This is a genomic window from Streptococcus sp. oral taxon 061 (assembly GCF_013394695.1).
GTDB lineage: Bacteria > Bacillota > Bacilli > Lactobacillales > Streptococcaceae > Streptococcus.
Window position 1 is genome coordinate 752,360 of record NZ_CP058258.1, and the last position, 22,424, is coordinate 774,783.

Here is a 22,424-nt window from a genome sequence, read left to right on the forward strand (position 1 = left end):
AAAATTATGGCTAACGCAATTGTAGAAAAAGCTAAAGAGAGAATGACTCAATCTCACCACTCACTTGCTCGTGAATTTGGTGGTATCCGTGCAGGTCGTGCTAACGCTAGCTTGCTTGACCGTATTACTGTTGAATACTATGGTGTCGAAACACCTCTTAACCAAATCGCTTCTATCACAATTCCTGAAGCGCGTGTTTTGTTGGTAACACCATTTGATAAATCTTCATTGAAGGATATCGAGCGTGCTTTGAACGCTTCAGACCTTGGTATTACACCAGCTAACGATGGTTCTGTTATTCGCTTGGTTATCCCAGCTCTTACAGAAGAAACTCGTCGCGATCTCGCTAAAGAAGTGAAAAAAGTTGGTGAAAATGCTAAAGTAGCTATCCGTAATATCCGTCGTGATGCTATGGATGAAGCTAAGAAACAAGAAAAAGCTAAAGAAATCACTGAAGATGAATTGAAGACTCTTGAAAAAGATATTCAAAAAGCGACAGACGATGCTGTTAAACACATCGACGAGATGACTGCCAATAAAGAAAAAGAAATCTTGGAAGTCTAAGAAATAAACAGAAAAACTCAGTTGGCATTGCTGGCTGAGTTTTATTCGAAAGAAGGAAACATGAATACAAATCTTGCAAGTTTTATCGTTGGACTTATCATCGATGAAAATGACCGTTTTTACTTTGTTCAAAAGGATGGTCAAACATACGCTCTTGCTAAGGAAGAAGGTCAGCATGCGGTTGGTGATACGGTCAAAGGTTTTGCTTACACAGATATGAAGCAAAAATTACGCTTGACAACTCAAGAAGTGACTGCAACTCAGGATCAATTTGGCTGGGGTACAGTAACAGAGGTTCGTAAGGATTTGGGTGTTTTTGTTGATACAGGACTTCCTGACAAGGAAATCGTTGTGTCACTTGATATCCTGCCTGAACTGAAAGAGCTCTGGCCTAAGAAGGGCGATAAACTTTATGTTCGTCTAGAAGTAGACAAGAAAGACCGTATCTGGGGAGTTTTGGCTTATCAGGAAGACTTCCAACGTTTAGCACGTCCAGCATACAACAACATGCAAAATCAGAACTGGCCAGCAATCGTTTATCGTCTTAAGTTATCAGGAACTTTTGTCTACCTACCAGAAAACAACATGCTTGGATTTATCCATCCAAGTGAGCGCTATGCAGAGCCACGTTTGGGGCAAGTGTTAGATGCGCGTGTCATTGGTTTCCGTGAAGTTGACCGAACTCTTAATCTGTCACTAAAACCTCGCTCTTTTGAAATGTTAGAAAATGATGCACAAATGATTCTGACATATTTGGAAAGCAATGGTGGATTTATGACCTTAAATGACAAATCATCACCAGATGACATTAAAGCAACATTTGGTATTTCGAAAGGTCAATTTAAAAAAGCACTTGGTGGTTTGATGAAGGCTGGTAAAATTAAACAAGACCAGTTTGGTACCGAATTAATTTAGGGAGGCTTATGAGAAAATCATTTTATACTTGGCTCATGACAGAACGAAATCCTAAAAGTAATAGTCCCAAAGCGATTTTAGCGGATCTTGCCTTTGAGGAGTCAGCCTTCCCAAAACATACGGATGATTTCGATCAGGTGAGTCGATTTTTAGAAGAACATGCCAGTTTTTCCTTTAATATGGGAGACTTCGATCGCATCTGGCAGGAATATTTAGAACATTAAAAAGGGTTAAGGTGTTAAGGATAGCAATTTCTAAATGCCTTTGCTATAATAAAAAGAAATTAAAGAGTTAGAGAGGTTCTTTATTTGAAGGAACATTCAATAGACATTCAGTTAAGTCATCCAGATGACCTGTTTCATCTTTTTGGTTCCAATGAACGCCATCTTCGCTTGATGGAAGATGAGTTAGATGTTATCATCCATGCTCGTACAGAGATTGTACAAGTCTTGGGAGAGGAGTCTTCTTGTGAAGAAGCACGGCAAGTAATTCAAGCCTTGATGGTCTTGGTTAATCGTGGCATGACTGTCGGAACTCCGGATGTGGTGACAGCCATCAATATGGTTAGAAACAATGAAATCGATAAGTTTGTTGCCCTCTATGAAGAAGAGATTATCAAAGACAATACTGGTAAGCCGATTCGGGTCAAGACACTGGGACAAAAACTTTATGTTGATAGTGTTAAGAATCATGATGTTACCTTTGGGATTGGGCCAGCTGGTACGGGTAAAACATTCCTAGCAGTGACCTTGGCTGTTACAGCTCTTAAACGTGGTCAAGTCAAGCGTATTATCCTGACTCGTCCAGCGGTAGAAGCTGGAGAAAGCCTAGGATTTCTACCTGGTGATTTGAAAGAAAAGGTGGATCCTTATCTTCGACCAGTCTATGATGCTTTATATCAGATCTTAGGGAAAGACCAAACAACTCGTCTCATGGAGAGAGAAATTATTGAGATTGCGCCTTTGGCCTACATGCGTGGACGTACTCTGGATGATGCCTTTGTCATTTTGGATGAAGCGCAAAATACAACCATCATGCAGATGAAGATGTTTTTGACTCGTCTTGGATTTAATTCAAAAATGATTGTCAATGGCGATATTAGCCAGATTGACCTACCTCGGAACGTCAAGTCAGGTCTGATTGATGCCCAGGAAAAACTTAAGAACATTCACCAGATTGACTTCGTTCATTTTTCAGCCAAGGATGTGGTTCGCCATCCAGTCGTTGCTCAGATTATTAGAGCCTATGAACCTCGACCTGCCAAAGCTGAAGAAAATCAAGAAGAAACAGAATAAAGAAAAAGAGCAGTTGAAAAACTGCTCTTATTTTTTTTGAATTTCTTATTAAACAAGCTCACTAATAGGTGTATAGTCACGTTCTAAACCTTCAGCAACTGGTTGACTAGTCAATTGACCTTGGTAAGTTGTAACCCCTTCACGCAAACCAGCATCTTCAAGGATTGCTTTCTTAAATCCTTTTCCTGCCAAGGCTTCGATATATGGAAGAGTCACATTTGTAAGGGCGATAGTAGAAGTACGAGCAACTGCTCCAGGAATGTTGGCAACCGCATAGTGAAGGACACCGTGTTTTTCATAGACAGGCTCATCATGGGTTGTCACACGGTCAGCTGTTGCAATAACACCACCTTGGTCTACAGCAACGTCCACGATAACAGAACCAGGACGCATTTGTTGAACCATGTCATCTGTCACTAATTTTGGAGCTTTAGCACCAGGAATCAATACTGCACCGATAACAACGTCTGCTTCACGCACACTTACTTCAATATTAAATGGGTTAGACATCAAAGTTTGGATTTGGTGACCAAAGACATCTTCAAGTACAGAAAGGCGCTTAGCGCTGATATCAAGAATAGTTACTTGAGCTCCCAAACCAAGAGCGATACGAGCTGCGTGTGTACCAACGACACCACCACCGATAATGGTTACTTTTCCTTTTGGTACACCTGGGACACCACCCAATAGAACTCCAGAACCACCAGCTTGTTTCGTCAAGAAGTGAGCTCCGATTTGGACAGCCATTCGACCTGCAACCTCACTCATTGGAACCAATAGAGGAAGTTGACCTTCAGTATCGCGTACAGTTTCATAAGCAACACCAGTTGTTTTAGCTGCAAGCATAGCATCAGCTAATTCTGGAGCAGCTGCCATATGCAAGTAGGTGAAAAGAAGTAAGTCTTCACGCAAGAATTGATATTCACTAGCAAGTGGCTCTTTTACTTTAACAACTAACTCTGCAGCCCAAGCTTCAGCAGCTGTTGCTACAATCTCAGCTCCTTGCTTTTCATAGTCCGCATCAGCAAAACCAGATCCAAGTCCCGCATTTGTTTCGATGAGGACACGGTGACCACGACCAACAAGACTCTGTACACCAGCAGGTGTCAAAGCCACACGATTTTCATTATTTTTAATTTCCTTTGGAATTCCAATTAACATAAAGATAACTCACTTTCTATCAGACAGTTTCAGTTTTATATCACATTTTTTGAGTTTTTTGTGATGATTTTATTGTATATGAAACCGTTTTAAATTGCAAGAAAAATTTGTAAACTTATTTCTTTTATGTTATTCTTTTACCAACCTATTTTAGGAGGTACAATCATGGAATCACTATTTATCAAACTAGCGAAGTATCCAATTATCGAAACAGAACGTTTAGTACTTAGACCAGTAACACTTGATGATGCAGAAGCTATGTTTGAGTATGCTTCAAATAAAGAAAATACACGCTATACTTTTCCAACCAATCAAAGTTTAGAGGAAACCAAGAATAATATTGCCCAGTTTTATCTAGCCAATCCCTTGGGGCGATGGGGAATTGAACTAAAAAGTACTGGAGAGTTTATCGGAACCATTGACCTGCACAAGATGGACACTGTTCTTAAGAAGGCAGCCATTGGTTATATTATCCATCAAAAATATTGGAATCAAGGTTTAACAACGGAAGCCAATCGTGCCGTGATTGAACTGGCTTTTGAAAAGATTGGAATGAATAAGTTGACCGCCCTTCATGATAAGGACAATCCTGCGTCAGGAAAGGTCATGGAGAAATCAGGCATGCGCTTTTCTCACGAAGAACCATATGCTCGTATGGACCAGCATGAAAAAGGTCGTATCGTGACGAGAGTGCATTATATCTTAACCAAGGAAGATTATTTTGCAAATAAGTAAGCAGTTGAAAAGATTTTTCAGCTGTTTTTTCTTTCTCTTACGAATAAGCTAAGAGAGGAGAAAATATGGAAGAACTTATTGAGAAAATCAAAGAATACAAAATCATTGTCATCTGCGCTAGTTTGGGTTTGGTCTTAGGTGGATTTTTCCTCCTAAAACCAGTCGCTCAAACGCCTGCTAAGGAGAGTAATTTGCAGACTGAAGTTACAATTGTTTCAAAGGATTCGACGGATGAAAATGAAGATAAAAATCAGAAAGAAGAAGTGGTAGAGCAAGATCTAATTACTGTCGATGTCAAAGGGGCTGTTAAATCGCCAGGGATTTACGATTTGCCAGTTGGAAGTCGTATCAATGATGCTGTTCAAAAAGCTGGTGGACTGACAGATAATGCTGATAGTAAGTCTATCAATCTTGCCCAGAGAATTAGTGACGAAGCACTGGTCTATGTTCCGACCAAGGAAGAAGCTACCAGTCAAGAATCACAATCAAATACCTCTAACAACAAGGAAAGTAAGAAAGTCAATCTCAATAAAGCCAGTGTAGAGGAACTTAAACAAGTCAAAGGTTTAGGTGCGAAACGTGCGCAAGATATTATTGACCATCGTGAGTCTAACGGTAAGTTCAAGTCAGTTGATGATCTCAAAAAGGTTTCTGGTATTGGTGCAAAAACGATAGAAAAGTTAAAAGAGTATGTCACAGTGGATTAATCGTTTTCCCATCCCAAAAATCTATCTTAGTTTTCTTTTGCTATGGCTCTACTATGCAATTTTTTCAGCAAGTGTATTAGCACTTTTGGGATTTGTCTTTTTACTGATCTGCCTGTTTTTTCAATTTCCATGGAAGACTGTAGTCAAAGTCCTATTGGTTTGCAGCCTATTTGGGAGTTGGTTTGTATTTCAAAAATGGCAGCAAGAAGAAGCGAGTCAACATCTAGTCAACACGGTTGATACAGTTCGAATCTTGCCTGATACCATCAAGGTTAATGGTGATAGCTTGACTTTTCGTGGCAAGGCTGATGGTAGACTCTTTCAGATCTATTATAAACTCCAGTCGGAAGCTGAAAAGGAAAAATTTCAAGAGTTGTCTGAACTACATGAAATGGTTGTGAAAGGCAAGCTAGCTAGTCCTCAAGGTGCCAGTAATTTTGCTGGTTTTGATTATCGAAACTATCTCAAAACGCAAGGAATTTATCAGACCTTAACTATATCCGAAATTGTTGAGCTAAAGCAAACAAGTAGTTGGGATATCGGAGAAAATCTATCAAGCTTGAGGAGAAAATCAGTTGTCTGGATAAAAAGGAAATTTCCCGATCCCATGCGCAACTACATGACCGGTCTATTATTGGGGCATTTGGACACAGATTTTGAGGAAATGAATGAACTTTATTCCAGCCTAGGGATTATTCATCTTTTTGCTTTGTCTGGAATGCAGGTAGGCTTTTTCATGGATGCTTTCAAGAAGTTACTTCTGCGTTTGGGTTTGACGCAAGAGAAGTTCAAATGGTTAGCCTATCCATTGTCATTGGTCTATGCAGGTTTGACAGGATTTTCAGCTTCAGTTATTCGTAGTCTTCTACAAAAGCTATTGGCTCAGCATGGCTTTAAGTCACTAGATAATTTTGCTTTGACGATTCTTATTCTATTTCTTATCATGCCGAACTTTTTCTTAACAGCTGGAGGGGTTCTATCCTGTGCCTATGCTTTTATACTGACCATGACAGGTGAAGAAATAGAAGGAATAAGAGGGTTGGTTAGAGAGAGTTGCATTATTTCCTTGGGAATTCTGCCAATTTTATCATTTTATTTTTCAGAATTTCAACCGTGGTCCATTCTCTTGACATTTGTCTTTTCATTCTTATTTGATATGGTCCTGTTACCGCTCTTATCGATTCTCTTCTGTCTGTCATTTATATATCCCATCACCCAGTTCAACTATCTCTTTGAATGGCTTGAAAACATCATTCGCTATATTTCTCAGCTATCTACGAGGCCTCTTGTTTTCGGTCAGCCGAGTCTTTGGATTTTAATCCTTCTTTTGATTACTTTAGCTCTCATCTACGATTATCGAAAGAATTTGAAAAAAATATCTATGCTTGTCATAGTTGCTATCTCACTCTTTTTAGTAACCAAACATCCACTGGAGAATGAAATCACAGTCCTAGATATGGAACAGGGGAGGAGCATTTTCCTAAGAGACATGACAGGAAAGACCATACTACTGGATGTCGGAGAAAAATCTGAACGTGACAAGAAAGAAGCCTGGCAGGAGAGGATTTCCTCTAGCAATGCCGAACGGAGTTTAATCCCTTATCTAAAAAGTCGAGGAGTTGCAAAGATTGATCAGCTTGTGCTAACGACTAGTGATACTAAGCAGTTAGATCATGTGTTAGAAATCAGTAAAGCCTTCGAGCTTGAAGAGATTCTAGTAAGTGAAGAAACTTTATCTAAAAGAGAATTTATGGATAAATTAAAGGAAAGTAACTTGAAAGTACGTCCTATTAAAACAGGAGAGCAGTTGTTTATTTTTGGGAGTGGTTTGGAAGTAATCACTAGCCAAAATAGCGATAAAAAGGATTCAATGGTCTTGTATGGAAAGCTACTAAATCAAACTTTTCTAGTCACTGGAAATATAGAGGAGAAGCTCTTAACCAAGTCCTATCCAAAACTCCAAGCAGATGTAGTGATAACTCATCAGGAAACAGCTAAGAAAAAGAATAATGTTGAAGTCTTCAAAAACTTACAACCTAAAATTACGGTCATTTCGGTAGGCAAGAAGAAAACATACAAAGAAAAATATGGAGATAGTAACCAAGAACTTGGGGATTCGATTTACAAAACGGACCAAAAGGGAGGCATTCGTTTTAAAGGGTGGAGTACTTGGCAAATAGAAACAGTTCGCTGAACTTAGCTTTTTAAGAAAATTAAAATTGTCTAAACAATCAATCAAAACTTGATTTTAGAACCTTTTTGCTATAAAATGGTAAAGATTAGTGTCAAACTTTTATATTGCAAATAGGAGAAAACATGACAAAAACTTTGAAACGTCCTGAGGTTTTATCACCTGCAGGAACACTTGAAAAACTAAAAGTAGCTGTCCAATACGGAGCGGATGCTGTCTTTATCGGTGGTCAGGCCTATGGTCTTCGTAGCCGTGCAGGGAACTTTACTTTCGAACAAATGGAAGAAGGAGTACAGTTCGCAGCTAAATATGGTGCTAAGGTTTATGTAGCTGCTAATATGGTTATGCACGAAGGAAATGAAGAAGGCGCTGGTGAGTGGTTCCGTAAGCTACGTGACATTGGTATTGCAGCGGTTATCGTGTCTGATCCAGCCTTGATCATGATTGCAGCAACAGAAGCACCAGGACTTGAAATCCACCTTTCAACACAAGCAAGTGCGACCAACTATGAAACTCTAGAATTCTGGAAAGAACTTGGATTGACTCGTGTCGTGTTGGCGCGTGAGGTTTCTATGGAAGAATTGGCAAAAATCCGCAAACGTACAGACGTTGAGATTGAAGCTTTTGTACATGGAGCTATGTGTATCTCATATTCTGGCCGTTGTACCCTTTCTAACCACATGAGTATGCGTGATGCCAACCGTGGTGGATGTTCACAATCTTGCCGTTGGAAATATGACCTTTACGATATGCCCTTCGGTAAGGAACGTAAGAGTCTTAAGGGAGAAATTCCTGAAGAATTCTCCATGTCAGCCGTTGATATGTCTATGATTGACCATATCCCTGATATGATTGAAAATGGTGTGGATAGTTTGAAGATTGAGGGCCGTATGAAGTCCATCCACTATGTTTCAACAGTAACAAACTGCTACAAGGCTGCTGTTGATGCCTATCTTGAGAGTCCTGAAAAGTTTGAAGCTATTAAGCAAGACTTGATTGATGAAATGTGGAAGGTTGCCCAACGTGAGTTGGCTACAGGTTTCTACTACGGAACACCATCTGAAAATGAGCAACTTTTCGGAGCTCGTCGTAAGATTCCAGAATACAAGTTTGTTGCTGAAGTAGTGGCTTATGATGATGCTACACAAACAGCAACTATTCGTCAACGGAATGTTATCAATGAAGGTGACCAAGTTGAATTCTATGGTCCAGGTTTCCGTCATTTTGAAACTTATATTGAAGACCTTCATGATGCTAAAGGAAATAAAATCGACCGTGCACCAAACCCAATGGAACTTTTGACCATCAAGGTTCCTCAACCAGTACAAGCTGGCGATATGGTCCGTGCTTTGAAAGAAGGTCTGATTAATCTATACAAAGAAGATGGAACAAGCGTCACAGTTCGTGCCTAGATAAGGAAAAAGAATGGTTCAAGCTCAGGGCTTACTAGTAGATCATGAAAGCAGATGTGTTCATTACCATAGTGATAAGGATATCGTAGCCTTACAGTGCTATGAGTGTAAGAAATACTATGCCTGTTATCAGTGTCATAATGAACTGGAGTCGCACATATTTTCTCCCTATCCTTTAAATCTGAAAAAGGATAGACCTATCTTATGTGGATCCTGTGGGGAAACACTAACGTATGAGGAGTATACAGAGACGGGCACTTGTCCATACTGTGAAGCTCTCTTTAATCCAGCTTGTCAAAATCATCACTCATATTATTTTAAATAAGAAATAGCAAATCCGAGTTGTAAAACTCGGATTTTTGTTTTCAGAAAACATAGAAAGATAGTGAGAGGTTCGTGAAAGGTTCGTGAAAAGGGAATAAAATTTTCTATATAATTGTCTTGAAAATCGTAAAATTGGAAATAAATGATTCAAAACGCTTCCATTCCTAGTAAAAAGTTGACAAAAGCAAATTTTAGGACTAAACTAGGGAGGTAAATTTAATTTAAAAAAGGAGAATTCGTCATGAATTTAACATTTTTCGGACTTTGTCTTGCCTGTATGGGTGTATCTCTTGCAGAAGGATTTTTGATGAACGGTTTGTTCAAATCTGCAGCACGCCAACCAGATATCATCCCACAATTGCGTAGTTTGATGATCATGGGGATTGCCTTTATCGAAGGAACATTCTTTGTAACCTTGGCGATGTCATTTGTCATTAAATAGACAACTCTATTTAGAAATGGAGGTGTCAAACCATGGAAGAAAGTTTGAATCCAACCGTTAATATTGGACCAATATCCTTTGATTTGACCCTGCTTGCCATGTCTCTTGTAACTGTTTTGATGGTTTTTGCCTTTGTCTACTGGGCAAGTCGTGAAATGACCATCCGTCCCAAGGGCAAACAAAATGCTCTTGAGATGATTTATGACTTTGTGATTGGTTTTACCAAACCAAACATTGGAGAATCATACATTAAGGATTATTCCTTGTTTCTGTTTTCTCTATTTCTGTTTATCTTGGTTGCCAACAATATTGGCTTAATGGCAAAAGTACAAACAACGAACGGTTATAACTTGTGGACTTCCCCAACAGCTAACCTTGGATACGATTTATCCCTCTCATTATTGATCACTTTGATCGCCCATGTAGAAGGAGTTCGTCGTAGAGGCGTTAAAGAATATTTGAGAGCATTTGTTACACCTGGCTTTATGACTCCGATGAACATTTTAGAAGAGTTCACCAATTTTGCTTCCTTGGCGATTCGGATCTACGGAAATATTTTTGCCGGTGAGGTCTTAGCTGGATTGCTATTGACCTTGTCACAAAATGCTTTGTATTGGTATCCTTTTGCCTTTATCGCAAACATGTTATGGACAGCTTTTTCAATTTTCATTTCATGTATTCAGGCTTATGTATTTACCATGTTGTCATCAATGTACATTGGTAAAAAAATAAATGAAGGGGAAGAGTAAGTAGAGGAGGATTAGAAGATGGATTTAACTATTAGTACCATTATCGGTGACTTTATTCTGATCGCTGGTTCCTTCCTTTTATTGATCTTTTTAGTGAAGAAATATGCTTGGGGAAATATTACCAGTGTCTTAGATGAACGTGCTGAAAAGATTTCTTCAGATATTGATGGTGCCGAGGGAGCCCGTAAAAAGGCTGAGGAACTTGCTAGCAAACGCGAAGCTGAGTTAGCAGGAAGCCGTACCGAAGCTAAAACTATTATCGAGAATGCAAAGGAAACAGCTGAGAAAAGTAAAGCTGATATTTTGGCCGAAGCTAAACTTGAAGCAGGGCGCTTAAAAGAAAAAGCCAACCAAGAAATTGCTCAAAATAAAGCTGAAGCTTTACAAAGCGTTAAGGGAGATGTAGCTGATTTAACAATTAGTCTAGCTGGAAAAATCATCTCTCAAAACCTTGACAGTCAGGCCCATAAAGAACTCATTGATCAGTATATCGATCAGCTAGGAGAAGCTTAATGGACAAAAAGACTCTAAAGGTAATTGAAAAATACAGCATGCCTTTTGTCCAATTAGTGATTGAAAAAGGAGAAGAAGATTCTATTTTTTCAGACTTGTCTCAAATCAAGCAAGTAGCTGAAGAAACAGGCTTACCTTCTTTTTTAGCTCAGGTGGCAGTAGATGAGTCGGATAAAGAAAAAACGGTTCGTTTTTTCCAGGACTCTGTGTCACCTTTAGTACAAAACTTTATCGAGGTTCTACTTTACAATCACAGATCAAACCTGTTTTATGATGTGATTGTAGATTGCTTGAATCGTCTTGAAAAAGAAACCAATCGTTTTGAAGTGACTATTTTGTCTGCACATACTTTGACTGATGAACAGAAAGAACGACTAGTTCCTCTAATCGAGAAAAAGATGTCTCTAAAAGTTCGTAGCATTAAGGAAAAAATCGACGATAGTTTAATCGGTGGTTTTGTTATTTTTGCCAATCACAAGACAATTGATGTGAGTATTAAGCAACAACTTAAAGTTGTTAAGGAAAATTTGAAATAGAAAGTGGTGTTCTTTTGGCAATTAACGCACAAGAAATCAGCGCTTTAATTAAGCAACAAATTGAAAATTTCAAACCCAATTTTGATGTGACTGAAACAGGTGTTGTAACCTACATCGGTGACGGGATTGCGCGTGCACATGGACTCGAAAACGCCATGAGCGGTGAGCTGTTGATTTTTGAAAATGGCTCTTATGGTATGGCGCAAAACTTGGAATCAACAGACGTCGGTATTATCATCCTTGGGGACTTTACAGATATTCGTGAAGGCGATACAATTCGTCGTACAGGGAAAATCATGGAAGTTCCAGTTGGTGATAGCTTGATTGGACGTGTTGTCGATCCACTTGGTCGTCCTGTAGACGGACTTGGTCCAATCAACACAGATAAAACTCGTCCAGTTGAAGCACCAGCTCCTGGTGTTATGCAACGTAAGTCTGTATCAGAACCATTGCAAACTGGTTTGAAAGCTATTGACGCCCTTGTTCCAATCGGTCGTGGCCAACGTGAGTTGATCATCGGTGACCGTCAAACAGGGAAAACAACTATCGCTATTGACGCTATCTTGAACCAAAAAGGTCAAGATATGATCTGTATCTATGTAGCGATTGGACAAAAAGAATCAACAGTTCGTACACAAGTAGAAACACTTCGTCAGTACGGTGCCTTGGATTACACAATCGTTGTGACAGCCTCAGCTTCACAACCTTCACCATTGCTTTTCCTTGCACCTTATGCAGGGGTTGCTATGGCGGAAGAGTTCATGTACCAAGGGAAGCATGTGTTGATCGTTTATGATGACTTATCTAAACAAGCGGTAGCTTATCGTGAACTTTCTCTCTTGCTTCGTCGTCCTCCAGGTCGTGAAGCCTTCCCAGGGGATGTCTTCTACCTTCATAGCCGTCTACTTGAGCGTTCTGCTAAGGTTTCAGATGAGCTTGGTGGTGGATCTATCACGGCTCTTCCATTTATCGAGACCCAAGCTGGAGATATCTCAGCTTATATCGCCACAAACGTAATCTCTATTACGGATGGACAAATCTTCCTAAGTGATAGTCTCTTTAATGCGGGTATTCGTCCGGCTATTGATGCAGGTTCTTCTGTATCTCGTGTTGGTGGTTCTGCTCAGATTAAAGCCATGAAGAAGGTTGCTGGTACTCTTCGTATCGACCTTGCTTCATACCGAGAGTTGGAAGCCTTCACCAAATTTGGTTCAGACTTGGATGCAGCTACACAGGCTAAATTGAACCGTGGTCGTCGTACTGTAGAAGTATTGAAACAACCAGTTCATAAACCATTACCTGTTGAGAAACAAGTAACCATTCTGTATGCCTTGACTCATGGATTCTTGGATACAATATCAGTTGATGATATTGTTCGTTTCGAGGAAGAGTTTCATGCCTTCTTTGATGCCCAACATCCTGAGATTTTGGCAACTATTCGTGAAACAAAAGACTTGCCAGAAGAAGTAGTCTTGGATGCTGCGATTACCGAGTTTCTCAATCAATCCAGCTTCCAATAAGAATAGAGGTGTCAGATGGCAGTATCTCTAAATGATATTAAAACAAAAATCGCCTCAACGAAAAATACTAGTCAAATTACTAACGCCATGCAGATGGTTTCTGCAGCTAAGTTAGGTCGTTCTGAAGAAGCTGCACGCAACTTCCAGATTTATGCTCAAAAAGTCCGTAAACTCCTTACAGATATCCTTCACGGTGATGGTGCTGGCGGATCAACGAATCCAATGTTGATTAGTCGCCCTGTCAAAAAAACAGGCTATATCGTCATTACATCTGACCGTGGTCTTGTTGGAGGATATAACTCTTCAATCTTGAAGGCTGTCATGGAACTGCAACAAGAATACCATCCTTCAGGTGATGATTTTGAAGTCATCTGTATCGGTGGTATGGGAGCAGACTTCTTTAAAGCTCGTGGTATTCAGCCAATTTATGAATTGCGTGGTCTAGCCAGTCAACCAAGCTTCGATGAAGTTCATAAGATTATTTCAAAAACCATTGAAATGTATCAAAATGAACTTTTCGATGAGCTCTATGTTTGTTACAACCACCACGTGAATACACTGACAAGTCAAATGCGTGTTGAGCAGATGCTTCCAATTGTCGACTTGGACCCAAATGAAGCAGATGATAACTACAGCTTGACTTTTGAGCTTGAGACAAGTCGTGAAGAAATCTTGGATCAACTATTGCCACAGTTTGCAGAAAGTATGATTTACGGTGCTATTATTGATGCCAAAACAGCAGAAAATGCTGCTGGGATGACAGCTATGCAGACAGCAACAGATAATGCTAAAAAAGTTATCAATGATTTGACTATCCAGTATAACCGTGCCAGACAGGCGGCGATTACACAAGAAATTACAGAAATCGTAGCAGGAGCTAGTGCTTTGGAATAGAGCATCTTGCTCAGAGAAATGAACTTAGGACCTAGTCATACTAGGAACCGATAGTATCTTATACAGAATAGGAGAAGTAGATGAGTTCAGGTAAAATTGCTCAGGTTATCGGTCCCGTTGTAGACGTCATGTTTGCAGCAGGTGAGGAACTACCAGAGATTAATAATGCACTTGTCGTCTACAAAAATGACGAAAGAAAAACAAAAATCGTCCTTGAAGTAGCCTTAGAGTTGGGAGATGGTATGGTTCGTACCATCGCTATGGAATCAACTGATGGCTTGACCCGTGGTTTGGAAGTATTGGACACAGGTCGTCCAATCTCAGTACCAGTTGGGAAAGAAACTCTAGGACGTGTCTTCAACGTTTTGGGAGATACCATTGACTTGGAAGCTCCTTTTGGTGAAGATGCAGAGCGTCAGCCAATTCATAAAAAAGCACCAACTTTTGATGAATTGTCAACCTCTTCAGAAATTCTAGAAACAGGGATCAAGGTTATCGACCTTCTTGCCCCTTACCTTAAAGGTGGTAAGGTCGGGCTCTTCGGTGGTGCCGGAGTTGGTAAAACCGTATTGATCCAAGAATTGATTCACAACATTGCCCAAGAACACGGTGGGATCTCAGTATTTACTGGTGTTGGGGAACGTACTCGTGAAGGGAACGACCTCTACTGGGAAATGAAAGAATCAGGCGTTATCGAAAAAACAGCCATGGTATTTGGTCAGATGAATGAGCCACCAGGAGCACGTATGCGTGTTGCCCTTACTGGTTTGACAATCGCTGAATACTTCCGTGATGTAGAAGGTCAAGACGTTCTTCTCTTCATTGACAATATTTTCCGTTTCACACAAGCTGGTTCAGAAGTATCTGCCCTTTTGGGTCGTATGCCATCAGCCGTTGGTTATCAGCCAACCCTTGCAACAGAAATGGGTCAATTGCAAGAACGTATCACTTCAACTAAGAAGGGTTCTGTAACCTCTATCCAGGCCATCTATGTGCCAGCGGATGACTATACTGACCCAGCGCCAGCAACAGCTTTTGCTCACTTGGATTCAACAACCAACTTGGAGCGTAAATTGGTACAATTGGGTATCTACCCTGCCGTTGACCCTCTTGCTTCAAGTTCACGTGCTTTGGCACCTGAAATCGTTGGAGAAGAGCACTATGCAGTAGCTGCAGAAGTGAAACGTGTGCTTCAACGTTACCATGAGTTGCAAGATATCATCGCTATCCTTGGTATGGATGAACTTTCTGATGAAGAAAAGACTTTGGTTGCTCGTGCACGCCGTATTCAGTTCTTCTTGTCACAAAACTTCAACGTTGCGGAACAGTTTACTGGTCAACCAGGATCTTATGTTCCAGTAGCTGAAACAGTTCGTGGCTTCAAGGAAATTCTTGACGGTAAACACGATCACCTTCCAGAAGATGCCTTCCGTGGAGTAGGTTCAATCGAAGATGTTATTGCTAAGGCTGAAAAAATGGGATTTTAAGAGGTGATCTATGGCACATTTAACTGTCCAGATCGTGACACCAGATGGCCTCGTCTATGATCACCATGCCAGCTTTGTATCGGTACGAACTCTGGATGGTGAGATGGGGATCTTGCCACGACATGAAAATATGATTGCGGTTCTAGCAGTTGATGAAGTAAAGGTTAAACGCATCGATGATGATACTCATGTGAACTGGATTGCAGTAAACGGAGGAATCATTGAGATTGCTAATAATGTCATTACCATTATTGCTGACTCAGCTGAACGTGCGCGCGATATTGATGTTAGTCGTGCAGAACGTGCTAAACTTCGTGCAGAACGTGAAATCGAAGAAGCACAAGACAAACACTTAATCGACCAAGAGCGCCGTGCTAAAATTGCATTGCAACGTGCTATTAACCGTATTAATGTCGGAAATAAATTATAAAATATAAAAGAACTTGATCTTTATTCAAGTTCTTTTTTTTATTAGTTATGAAAACTAATGCAGACCGCTTCAGGTACATGAAATTCATTAGAAAGTTCAGCCAGTCTACCAGTTTCAGGATTGCGCTTAAAGACTGTCGCATTATCAGAATCCTGGTGAACAGCGATGAGGAACTCCTGGTCAGGTGATAAATCAAAATCACGTGGATTTTTCCCATGCGTTGGAACAATCTCTAATAACTCCAAGCTACCATCTGCTAAAACGCTATAGACAGCAATAGAATCATGTCCTCGGTTAGAAGCGTAGAGGAATTTACCATCTTTTGAGAGACGAATAGCGGCAGTTCCATTGAAACCATCATAGTCATCTGGTAAGGTTGAAATGACCTGCATTTGTTCAAATTCTCCGACACCATCGTAAATCAATACTTCAATCGTACTATTGAGTTCACAAATGAGATAAGCAATCTTGTAGTGGTGGTGGAAAACAAGGTGGCGAGCTCCAGCACCAGGATTAGAATTGTAGCTTGCTAATTTCTTTAATTGTCCTTCTGGACTGACATCGTAGGTAGTAACTTGGTCAGTACCTAAGTCACAAGTTACTAAATATTGGTCTGGTGTTAAATCTGTGTAGTGTACGTGAGGAGAAGTTTGGTTTTCATGTGGACCATGGCCGGTATGTTGGTCAATATCAGCTAATTCAAGACTGCCATCTTCTTTTCGTTTATAGACTAGCACTTGTCCTTTATGGTAGTTTGCGCCATAGACTAGACTACGCTTCTCATCAACTGCAACGTAACAGTGAGGAGCACCTTCTTCAACGACATGATTAAGGAGACTACCATCAGTCTTGTATGCTGCGATACCACCTTTACCATCATGGCTTCCTACAGTGTATAAATGTTGGTCTTGATCAAAGGCCAAATAGGTTGGACTTGGTTCTGCTGCAAAGAGTTTTAAATTTGCTAGCTTGCCTGTCTCAGTATCAAAATCTGCCTTGTAAATCCCTTGGGAAATACGGCGTGTATAAGTTCCAAAATAGACTGTTTCTTTCATATTCATACCTCTAAAAAAATATACTTCAATTATAACATAAAAAGGTCTACTAGATGAAAATTCTAATTCATAAAACGGTCCTGGACTCTTGCCAAAAAGCTAAATTTATCCTTTTTTAAAACACTATAAAAACCCCTTATTTTTCTTAAAACATGGTATAATGTTAGGACAAAGGAAAGGAAGAAAAAATGGAACAAAAAGAGAAACACTTTACCTTATCTTGGTTTTTTAAATGGTTTTTAGATAATAAGGCTGTTACTGTATTTTTGGTGGCCTTGTTACTAGGTCTGAATATTTTTATTCTCAGTAAAATCAGCTTTTTATTTATCCCTGTTATAGACTTTTTATCAGTAGTCATGTTGCCGGTTATTTTATCGGGACTACTTTTCTACCTCTTGAATCCACTAGTAGATCTGATGGAGAAGTACAAGATTAACCGCGTCTTAGCCATTAGTATTATCTTCGTCATTATTGCCGTACTCTTGATTATTGGTCTAGCTGTTGCAATTCCAAACCTTCAACGTCAAGTAGTAATTTTTGCGCAAAATGTCCCAAGTTATCTCGAAGATGCTGATAGAGTTATTGATGACCTTGTAACCAAGCGTTTGCCAGATGACTTTAGACCTCAACTGGAACAGGTTTTAGCGCAATTTTCAACTCAGGCAACTGCATGGGCAAGTAATATTTCTTCTAAAGCTGTCAACTGGGTGAGTGCTCTTATTAGTGGAACGTCACAAGTGATTGTTGCTCTAATTATCATGCCATTTATGCTCTTTTACCTCCTTCGAGACGGTAAAGGGCTAAGAGACTATATCACTCAGTTTTTACCAAATAAATTAAGAGAACCAGTAGGTAAGGTTCTATCAGATGTGAACCAACAACTTGCTAATTACGTTAGAGGACAAATTACAGTCGCTGTAATCGTAGCTATCATGTTTATTATCTTCTTTAAGATAATTGGGCTTCGATATGCAGTAGCGCTCGGTGTTACTGCAGGTGTATTGAACCTTGTGCCTTATCTTGGAAGCTTCCTTGCTATGCTTCCAGCCCTTGTGTTGGGTCTCATTGCAGGTCCTGTCATGCTCTTAAAAGTTATTATCGTCTTTATTGTTGAGCAAACCATTGAAGGACGCTTTGTATCACCATTGATTTTAGGAAGCCAATTGAATATTCACCCAATCACAATTCTTTTTGTTCTATTAACTTCAGGATCCATGTTTGGTATTTGGGGTGTATTGCTAGGTATTCCAATCTACGCTTCTGCAAAAGTAGTGATCTCAGCTATTTTTGATTGGTACAAAGAAATTAGTGGACTTTATGAACCAGTAGAGGAGACTAATCGTGAACAATAGTCAACAAATGCTCGAGGCTTTAGAACAACAAGATTTGCCCAAAGCAGATTCCTATTTTCAAAAAGCAATAGAGGAAGATTCAGATGAAGTTCTTCTTGAACTTGCTGCATATCTCGAAGGGATTGGTTTCTATCCACAGGCAGCACAAATCTATGAGAAACTAGCACCGAAATTTCCAGAAGTCTACATCAATCTAGCTGCAATTGCTGGTGAGGATGGATTGATTGAGGAAGCCTTTGATTATTTAGAGAATATTGGTCCTGAAAGCGAATGGTATGTATCAGCTCTTGCCTTAAAAGCTGATTTATATCAGATGGAAGGACTGACTGATGTTGCGCGTGAGAAGCTCTTAGAAGCTCGTAGCTACTCTAATGATCCTCTCTTGATATTTGGACTAGCAGAATTAGATAGCGAGTTAGGAAACGATTTAGAGGCTATTCAGGGCTATGCCCAATTAGATAATCGTGCTATCTATGATCAAACTGGAATTTCGACTTATCAGAGAATTGGTCTTGCTTATGCAAGACTTGGAAAGTTCGAATCTGCTATTGAGTTTCTAGAAAAAGCCTTAGAGTTAGAATATGATGACCAAACAGCCTATGAACTTGCCAGTCTCTATTTTGATCAAGAGGACTACCAAAAAGCAGTCTTATACTTTAAACAAATAGACACCATTTCCCCAGATTTTGAAGGATATGAGTACGGCTATAGCCAAGCCCTTCATAAAGAACACCAGACAGAAGAAGCTCTGAAAATAGCGCAACAAGGATTATCAAAAAATCCTTTTGAAACCCGTCTCTTACTCCTTGCATCTCAGTTATCTTACGAGTTACACCAACCTGAACAAGCAGAAGCTTATCTACTACAAGCTCAAGAGAATGCTGATGACCAGGAAGAAATTTTATTGCGCTTAGCGACTATGTATCAGGAACAAGAAAGATACGAGGATATTCTCGCTTTAGCAGTCCATGAGCCTGAGAATCTCTTGACTAAATGGATGATTGCGAGAAGTTACCAAGAGACTGAGAAATTGGATGCAGCCTATGAACTCTATAAGGACCTTGCAACAGAACTCAAGGACAATCCTGAGTTTTTGGAGCAGTATATTTATTTATTAAGAGAACTAGGTAAGTTAGAAGAGGCAAAAACATATATACTAGCTTATCTTCACTTAGTACCAGACGATATGCAGATGCAGGAATTATATAATCATTTAATGTAAGATATCCATAATAATCGCCTGAAAAGGGGCGGTTATTTTTTATAAACTTTTTTAAAAATAATTAGGGAATAAGCCCTTAAAATAAATAGATATTGTATGAATTTTTGATAATTTTTTGATATAATTGATATAGTTAAGTTGAATAATTAAAATTCATGAAATAGAAAGATTTGAAATATGACAAAAGTAAAAATTGTAACGGACTCTTCTGTTACTATTGAACCAGAAGTAGTCAAAGAATTCGATATTACTGTCGTTCCACTATCAGTAATGATTGATAGTGTCCTTTATTCGGATGCAGATCTTGAAGAAGGAGAATTTCTTCGCTTGATGAAAGCTAGTAAAAATCTTCCTAAGACTAGTCAACCACCAGTTGGACTCTTTGCAGAGATTTTTGAAGACTTGGGCAAGGATGGTAGTCAGATTTTGGCAATCCATATGTCTCACGCTTTATCAGGAACAGTAGAAGCGGCTCGTCAAGGTGCAAGTCTATCAACAGCAGATGTCACTGTTATAGATAGTTCATTTACGGATCAGGCCTTGAAGTTCCAAGTTGTAGAAGCTGCTAAACTAGCTCAAGAAGGGAAAGACCTTGAAACTATTCTAGCCCATGTAGAGGACGTAAAAAAGAACACAGAACTCTACATCGGTGTGTCTACTTTGGAAAATCTTGTAAAAGGTGGTCGCATTGGTCGTGTTACAGGTTTACTGAGCTCCCTTCTTAATATTCGAGTTGTTATGCAAATGAAGGACCATGAACTTCAACCGATTGTGAAGGGACGTGGTGCCAAAACCTTTAAGAAATGGTTGGATGAGTTAGTAGCCACTCTAGCAGATAGATCAGTAGCTGAGATTGGTATTTCTTATGCAGGTACAAATGAATGGGCAAATGAGATGAAAGCTGTTCTACAACCTTATGTTGAGAAGCCGATTTCAGTCCTTGAAACGGGCTCAATTATCCAAACTCACACCGGAGAAAACGCCTGGGCAATCTTAATTCGATATAATTCCTAAAAAAATTGAGAAAAATCAATAAAAACGTGTTTTTGACTTGACCTAAAAGGAAATTTAGGTTATGATTATAAGTGTTAATTAGAAATAATTTTGGAGGATTCATTAACATGGCAAACAAACAAGATTTGATCGCTAAAGTAGCAGAAGCTACAGAATTGACTAAGAAAGATTCAGCAGCAGCAGTTGACGCTGTATTCGCAGCTGTAACTGAATTCCTTTCAGCTGGTGAAAAAGTTCAATTGATCGGTTTTGGTAACTTCGAAGTTCGTAAACGTGCAGCTCGTAAAGGTCGCAACCCACAAACTGGTAAAGAAATCAAAATCAAAGCTTCTAAAGTTCCAGCATTCAAAGCTGGTAAAGCTCTTAAAGAAGCAGTTAAATAATGATTTTATAAAAAGCCCGTCATATCAAGCATTTGAGCTTGCGTGACAGGCTTTTTTTGTGTATAAAGAAAAAAAGTAGCAGGAGATATTAGAATTGAACGTTTAGTAGCTTGTATTAAAAAATTTTCAATGATTACTAGAAGTGAAAGAAAGAAAAAAACAACTCCGAATCGGAGTTGTTTTCGTTCAACCTTATGCAAGTGATGCGGTTGATTATTTGAGACCGTATTTTTTGTTGAAACGATCCACGCGTCCATCTGCTTGAGTGAACTTTTGACGTCCAGTGTAGAATGGGTGTGAGTCTGATGAAATTTCCACACGGATCAATGGGTAAGTTTCGCCTTCGAACTCAACTGTTTCGCTAGAGCGTTTTGTTGAACCGCTAAGGAATTTGTAACCAGTAGTTGTGTCCATGAAGACAACTGGGCGATATTCTGGATGGATATCTTTTTTCATTTTGCAATATTTCCTTTCTGCCATGGTCTCTTTGCGAGCCATAGATTGTTACCATACTAGTCTATCAGATTATCAGAAGTTTGGCAAGACTTTTTATCTATTTTTCAGTAAGTTTTTCAATTTTTGGTAGATGAGCTCATTCTCTTCTAAACTATAAGAATTTGCTCCGCTAGCAAGAGGGTGCCCACCGCCATCATGTTCTTTTGCAACACCATTGATAGGGACAAATTTACTACGTAGACGTACACGATAGTGACCGTCTGCTTGTTCCACAAAGATTCCCCAAAGGCTAACAGTATCGATACGACCTGGAGCCCCAACGATAGCAGCTGTTTCAGCATCAGTAACGTCGTATTTCTTCAAGATTTCTTGAGTAAGAATGACACGAGCAGCTCCATTTTCATCAACCTCTAAGTGATCATAGACATAACCTTGGAGTTTGGCGATTTTAAAGCTCATAGTATCCATTTTACGTGTCAATTCGGCGTAGTCAAAGTTGTGTTCTCTGAGTTGACTTGCTACTCGAAGTGTTCGTACAGAAGTAGACGGATAAAGGAAACGGCCTGTGTCGCCAATAATTCCAGCACAGAGCATTTTTGCAGCATAGTCGGATAATTCAAGATTAGTCGCTTCAGCAAAGAGCGCAATCATCTCACTGGCACTGCTAGAGTTGGTATCTACCCAAACAAGATCTCCATAGACTTCGTCATTTGGATGGTGGTCAATCTTAATAATAGTCTCAGCCTTAGTGTATCGTTTATCATCAATACGTGCAGTGTTTGCTGTGTCACAGATAATCGCAAGTGCACCTTGATAGTCTGTGTCATCTACTTGATCCATTTCAGCTAACCAAGTTAAGGTTGGTTCGTTAAAACCCACGGCTTTGATAGTTTTTTCAGGAAAATGATGCTCAAGCAATGCTTTTAATCCTACCTGGCTTCCTAAGGCGTCTGGATCTGGTTTCATATGACGGTGAATAATAATAGTATCGTATGCTTTAATTTTTTCTAAAATTTGGTGACAAATTTCCATAATGAACCTCAATTCTTTCTCATTTCATTGTAGCA

General features: G+C 39.5%; 25 protein-coding genes. 21 read left to right on the forward strand and 4 right to left on the reverse strand.

The window, feature by feature from the left end; translation table 11 throughout:
• The first annotated feature begins 6 nt into the window (after window positions 1-6).
• The 4 genes from frr (at window position 7) to HW271_RS03715 (ending at window position 2,774) form a co-directional block, all read left to right on the forward strand.
• Window positions 7-564 carry a ribosome recycling factor gene (gene frr / locus HW271_RS03700; RefSeq protein ID WP_178894893.1) on the forward strand — a complete coding sequence of 186 codons (558 nt, stop codon included), beginning with the start codon at window positions 7-9 and terminating at the stop codon, window positions 562-564.
• Between the two features lie 60 nt (window positions 565-624).
• Window positions 625-1,479, forward strand: coding sequence for an RNA-binding virulence regulatory protein CvfB (gene cvfB / locus HW271_RS03705; RefSeq protein ID WP_178894894.1), 855 nt, complete (start codon window positions 625-627; stop codon window positions 1,477-1,479).
• A gap of 8 nt (window positions 1,480-1,487) precedes the next feature.
• A complete protein-coding gene (locus HW271_RS03710) occupies window positions 1,488-1,703 on the forward strand; it encodes a YozE family protein (protein ID WP_001232087.1) in 216 nt (71 codons plus the stop codon).
• An 84-nt stretch (window positions 1,704-1,787) separates the two neighbouring features.
• Window positions 1,788-2,774: a PhoH family protein gene (locus HW271_RS03715; RefSeq protein WP_178894895.1), complete on the forward strand. Its 987-nt coding sequence runs from the start codon at window positions 1,788-1,790 to the stop codon at window positions 2,772-2,774.
• A gap of 48 nt (window positions 2,775-2,822) precedes the next feature.
• Here the strand turns inward: HW271_RS03715 and ald are convergent, their stop codons facing one another.
• Window positions 2,823-3,935 carry an alanine dehydrogenase gene (ald, locus tag HW271_RS03720; protein WP_178894896.1) on the reverse strand — a complete coding sequence of 371 codons (1,113 nt, stop codon included), beginning with the start codon at window positions 3,933-3,935 and terminating at the stop codon, window positions 2,823-2,825.
• Between the two features lie 165 nt (window positions 3,936-4,100).
• On the opposite strand from ald, the gene HW271_RS03725 reads away from it, so the two are divergent.
• The 13 genes from HW271_RS03725 (at window position 4,101) to HW271_RS03785 (ending at window position 15,875) form a co-directional block, all read left to right on the forward strand.
• Window positions 4,101-4,670, forward strand: coding sequence for a GNAT family N-acetyltransferase (locus tag HW271_RS03725; protein WP_178894897.1), 570 nt, complete (start codon window positions 4,101-4,103; stop codon window positions 4,668-4,670).
• 65 nt (window positions 4,671-4,735) lie between these two features.
• Window positions 4,736-5,377: a helix-hairpin-helix domain-containing protein gene (locus tag HW271_RS03730; RefSeq protein ID WP_178894898.1), complete on the forward strand. Its 642-nt coding sequence runs from the start codon at window positions 4,736-4,738 to the stop codon at window positions 5,375-5,377.
• Entirely contained in the window at window positions 5,361-7,571 is a 2,211-nt protein-coding gene (locus HW271_RS03735; RefSeq protein WP_178894899.1) for a ComEC/Rec2 family competence protein, read from the forward strand. The genes HW271_RS03730 and HW271_RS03735 overlap by 17 nt, the downstream gene beginning before the upstream one ends.
• Window positions 7,572-7,693: 122 nt before the next feature.
• Window positions 7,694-8,980, forward strand: a complete 1,287-nt coding sequence (locus tag HW271_RS03740) for a U32 family peptidase (RefSeq protein ID WP_178894900.1) — start codon at window positions 7,694-7,696, stop codon at window positions 8,978-8,980.
• Window positions 8,981-8,993: 13 nt separating this feature from the next.
• Window positions 8,994-9,305: a CHY zinc finger protein gene (locus tag HW271_RS03745; RefSeq protein ID WP_178894901.1), complete on the forward strand. Its 312-nt coding sequence runs from the start codon at window positions 8,994-8,996 to the stop codon at window positions 9,303-9,305.
• A gap of 240 nt (window positions 9,306-9,545) precedes the next feature.
• Window positions 9,546-9,746, forward strand: a complete 201-nt coding sequence (locus HW271_RS03750) for a F0F1 ATP synthase subunit C (protein WP_001054551.1) — start codon at window positions 9,546-9,548, stop codon at window positions 9,744-9,746.
• Window positions 9,747-9,778: 32 nt separating this feature from the next.
• On the forward strand, window positions 9,779-10,495 hold the full coding sequence (atpB, locus tag HW271_RS03755) for a F0F1 ATP synthase subunit A (RefSeq protein WP_178894902.1): 717 nt from the start codon (window positions 9,779-9,781) through the stop codon (window positions 10,493-10,495).
• 18 nt (window positions 10,496-10,513) lie between these two features.
• Entirely contained in the window at window positions 10,514-11,008 is a 495-nt protein-coding gene (atpF, locus tag HW271_RS03760) for a F0F1 ATP synthase subunit B (RefSeq protein WP_178894903.1), read from the forward strand.
• Window positions 11,008-11,544 carry a F0F1 ATP synthase subunit delta gene (locus HW271_RS03765; RefSeq protein WP_178894904.1) on the forward strand — a complete coding sequence of 179 codons (537 nt, stop codon included), beginning with the start codon at window positions 11,008-11,010 and terminating at the stop codon, window positions 11,542-11,544. Before atpF ends, HW271_RS03765 begins: the two co-directional genes overlap by 1 nt.
• Window positions 11,545-11,558: 14 nt before the next feature.
• On the forward strand, window positions 11,559-13,064 hold the full coding sequence (gene atpA / locus HW271_RS03770) for a F0F1 ATP synthase subunit alpha (RefSeq protein WP_178894905.1): 1,506 nt from the start codon (window positions 11,559-11,561) through the stop codon (window positions 13,062-13,064).
• A gap of 15 nt (window positions 13,065-13,079) precedes the next feature.
• Window positions 13,080-13,958, forward strand: a complete 879-nt coding sequence (locus HW271_RS03775; protein WP_178894906.1) for a F0F1 ATP synthase subunit gamma — start codon at window positions 13,080-13,082, stop codon at window positions 13,956-13,958.
• Window positions 13,959-14,038: 80 nt separating this feature from the next.
• Window positions 14,039-15,445 (forward strand): F0F1 ATP synthase subunit beta, encoded by a 1,407-nt coding sequence (gene atpD / locus HW271_RS03780; RefSeq protein WP_178894907.1) that lies wholly within the window; start codon window positions 14,039-14,041, stop codon window positions 15,443-15,445.
• A 10-nt stretch (window positions 15,446-15,455) separates the two neighbouring features.
• Complete coding sequence (locus HW271_RS03785) at window positions 15,456-15,875, forward strand: F0F1 ATP synthase subunit epsilon (protein ID WP_006148659.1); 420 nt, start codon at window positions 15,456-15,458, stop codon at window positions 15,873-15,875.
• Window positions 15,876-15,916: 41 nt separating this feature from the next.
• On the opposite strand, the gene HW271_RS03790 is transcribed toward HW271_RS03785, so the two are convergent.
• A complete protein-coding gene (locus HW271_RS03790; RefSeq protein WP_178894908.1) occupies window positions 15,917-16,930 on the reverse strand; it encodes a lactonase family protein in 1,014 nt (337 codons plus the stop codon).
• 188 nt (window positions 16,931-17,118) lie between these two features.
• On the opposite strand from HW271_RS03790, the gene HW271_RS03795 reads away from it, so the two are divergent.
• From HW271_RS03795 to HW271_RS03810, 4 genes are all read left to right on the forward strand, one after another.
• Entirely contained in the window at window positions 17,119-18,282 is a 1,164-nt protein-coding gene (locus HW271_RS03795) for an AI-2E family transporter (RefSeq protein ID WP_178894909.1), read from the forward strand.
• A complete protein-coding gene (locus tag HW271_RS03800) occupies window positions 18,272-19,504 on the forward strand; it encodes a lipopolysaccharide assembly protein LapB (RefSeq protein ID WP_178894910.1) in 1,233 nt (410 codons plus the stop codon). Before HW271_RS03795 ends, HW271_RS03800 begins: the two co-directional genes overlap by 11 nt.
• A gap of 177 nt (window positions 19,505-19,681) precedes the next feature.
• Window positions 19,682-20,518, forward strand: a complete 837-nt coding sequence (locus HW271_RS03805) for a DegV family protein (RefSeq protein WP_178894911.1) — start codon at window positions 19,682-19,684, stop codon at window positions 20,516-20,518.
• Window positions 20,519-20,625: 107 nt separating this feature from the next.
• A complete protein-coding gene (locus tag HW271_RS03810) occupies window positions 20,626-20,901 on the forward strand; it encodes an HU family DNA-binding protein (RefSeq protein ID WP_004253345.1) in 276 nt (91 codons plus the stop codon).
• A 213-nt stretch (window positions 20,902-21,114) separates the two neighbouring features.
• Here HW271_RS03810 and HW271_RS03815 read toward each other — a convergent pair whose 3' ends face one another.
• Together HW271_RS03815 and HW271_RS03820 are read right to left on the reverse strand one after the other, a co-directional pair.
• Window positions 21,115-21,357 carry a type B 50S ribosomal protein L31 gene (locus HW271_RS03815; RefSeq protein ID WP_004253349.1) on the reverse strand — a complete coding sequence of 81 codons (243 nt, stop codon included), beginning with the start codon at window positions 21,355-21,357 and terminating at the stop codon, window positions 21,115-21,117.
• Between the two features lie 93 nt (window positions 21,358-21,450).
• Complete coding sequence (locus tag HW271_RS03820; protein WP_178894912.1) at window positions 21,451-22,389, reverse strand: bifunctional oligoribonuclease/PAP phosphatase NrnA; 939 nt, start codon at window positions 22,387-22,389, stop codon at window positions 21,451-21,453.
• Window positions 22,390-22,424: the final 35 nt, after the last annotated feature.

Coding starts and splice junctions, on each gene's coding strand:
- frr (WP_178894893.1), top strand. CDS start 7: ATGGCTAACGCAATTGTAGAAAAAGCTAAAGAGAGAATGACTCAATCT.
- cvfB (WP_178894894.1), top strand. CDS start 625: ATGAATACAAATCTTGCAAGTTTTATCGTTGGACTTATCATCGATGAA.
- HW271_RS03710 (WP_001232087.1), top strand. CDS start 1,488: ATGAGAAAATCATTTTATACTTGGCTCATGACAGAACGAAATCCTAAA.
- ald (WP_178894896.1), bottom strand. CDS start 3,935: ATGTTAATTGGAATTCCAAAGGAAATTAAAAATAATGAAAATCGTGTG.
- HW271_RS03725 (WP_178894897.1), top strand. CDS start 4,101: ATGGAATCACTATTTATCAAACTAGCGAAGTATCCAATTATCGAAACA.
- HW271_RS03730 (WP_178894898.1), top strand. CDS start 4,736: ATGGAAGAACTTATTGAGAAAATCAAAGAATACAAAATCATTGTCATC.
- HW271_RS03735 (WP_178894899.1), top strand. CDS start 5,361: ATGTCACAGTGGATTAATCGTTTTCCCATCCCAAAAATCTATCTTAGT.
- HW271_RS03740 (WP_178894900.1), top strand. CDS start 7,694: ATGACAAAAACTTTGAAACGTCCTGAGGTTTTATCACCTGCAGGAACA.
- HW271_RS03745 (WP_178894901.1), top strand. CDS start 8,994: ATGGTTCAAGCTCAGGGCTTACTAGTAGATCATGAAAGCAGATGTGTT.
- HW271_RS03750 (WP_001054551.1), top strand. CDS start 9,546: ATGAATTTAACATTTTTCGGACTTTGTCTTGCCTGTATGGGTGTATCT.
- atpB (WP_178894902.1), top strand. CDS start 9,779: ATGGAAGAAAGTTTGAATCCAACCGTTAATATTGGACCAATATCCTTT.
- atpF (WP_178894903.1), top strand. CDS start 10,514: ATGGATTTAACTATTAGTACCATTATCGGTGACTTTATTCTGATCGCT.
- HW271_RS03765 (WP_178894904.1), top strand. CDS start 11,008: ATGGACAAAAAGACTCTAAAGGTAATTGAAAAATACAGCATGCCTTTT.
- HW271_RS03775 (WP_178894906.1), top strand. CDS start 13,080: ATGGCAGTATCTCTAAATGATATTAAAACAAAAATCGCCTCAACGAAA.
- atpD (WP_178894907.1), top strand. CDS start 14,039: ATGAGTTCAGGTAAAATTGCTCAGGTTATCGGTCCCGTTGTAGACGTC.
- HW271_RS03785 (WP_006148659.1), top strand. CDS start 15,456: ATGGCACATTTAACTGTCCAGATCGTGACACCAGATGGCCTCGTCTAT.
- HW271_RS03790 (WP_178894908.1), bottom strand. CDS start 16,930: ATGAAAGAAACAGTCTATTTTGGAACTTATACACGCCGTATTTCCCAA.
- HW271_RS03795 (WP_178894909.1), top strand. CDS start 17,119: ATGGAACAAAAAGAGAAACACTTTACCTTATCTTGGTTTTTTAAATGG.
- HW271_RS03805 (WP_178894911.1), top strand. CDS start 19,682: ATGACAAAAGTAAAAATTGTAACGGACTCTTCTGTTACTATTGAACCA.
- HW271_RS03810 (WP_004253345.1), top strand. CDS start 20,626: ATGGCAAACAAACAAGATTTGATCGCTAAAGTAGCAGAAGCTACAGAA.
- HW271_RS03815 (WP_004253349.1), bottom strand. CDS start 21,357: ATGAAAAAAGATATCCATCCAGAATATCGCCCAGTTGTCTTCATGGAC.
- HW271_RS03820 (WP_178894912.1), bottom strand. CDS start 22,389: ATGGAAATTTGTCACCAAATTTTAGAAAAAATTAAAGCATACGATACT.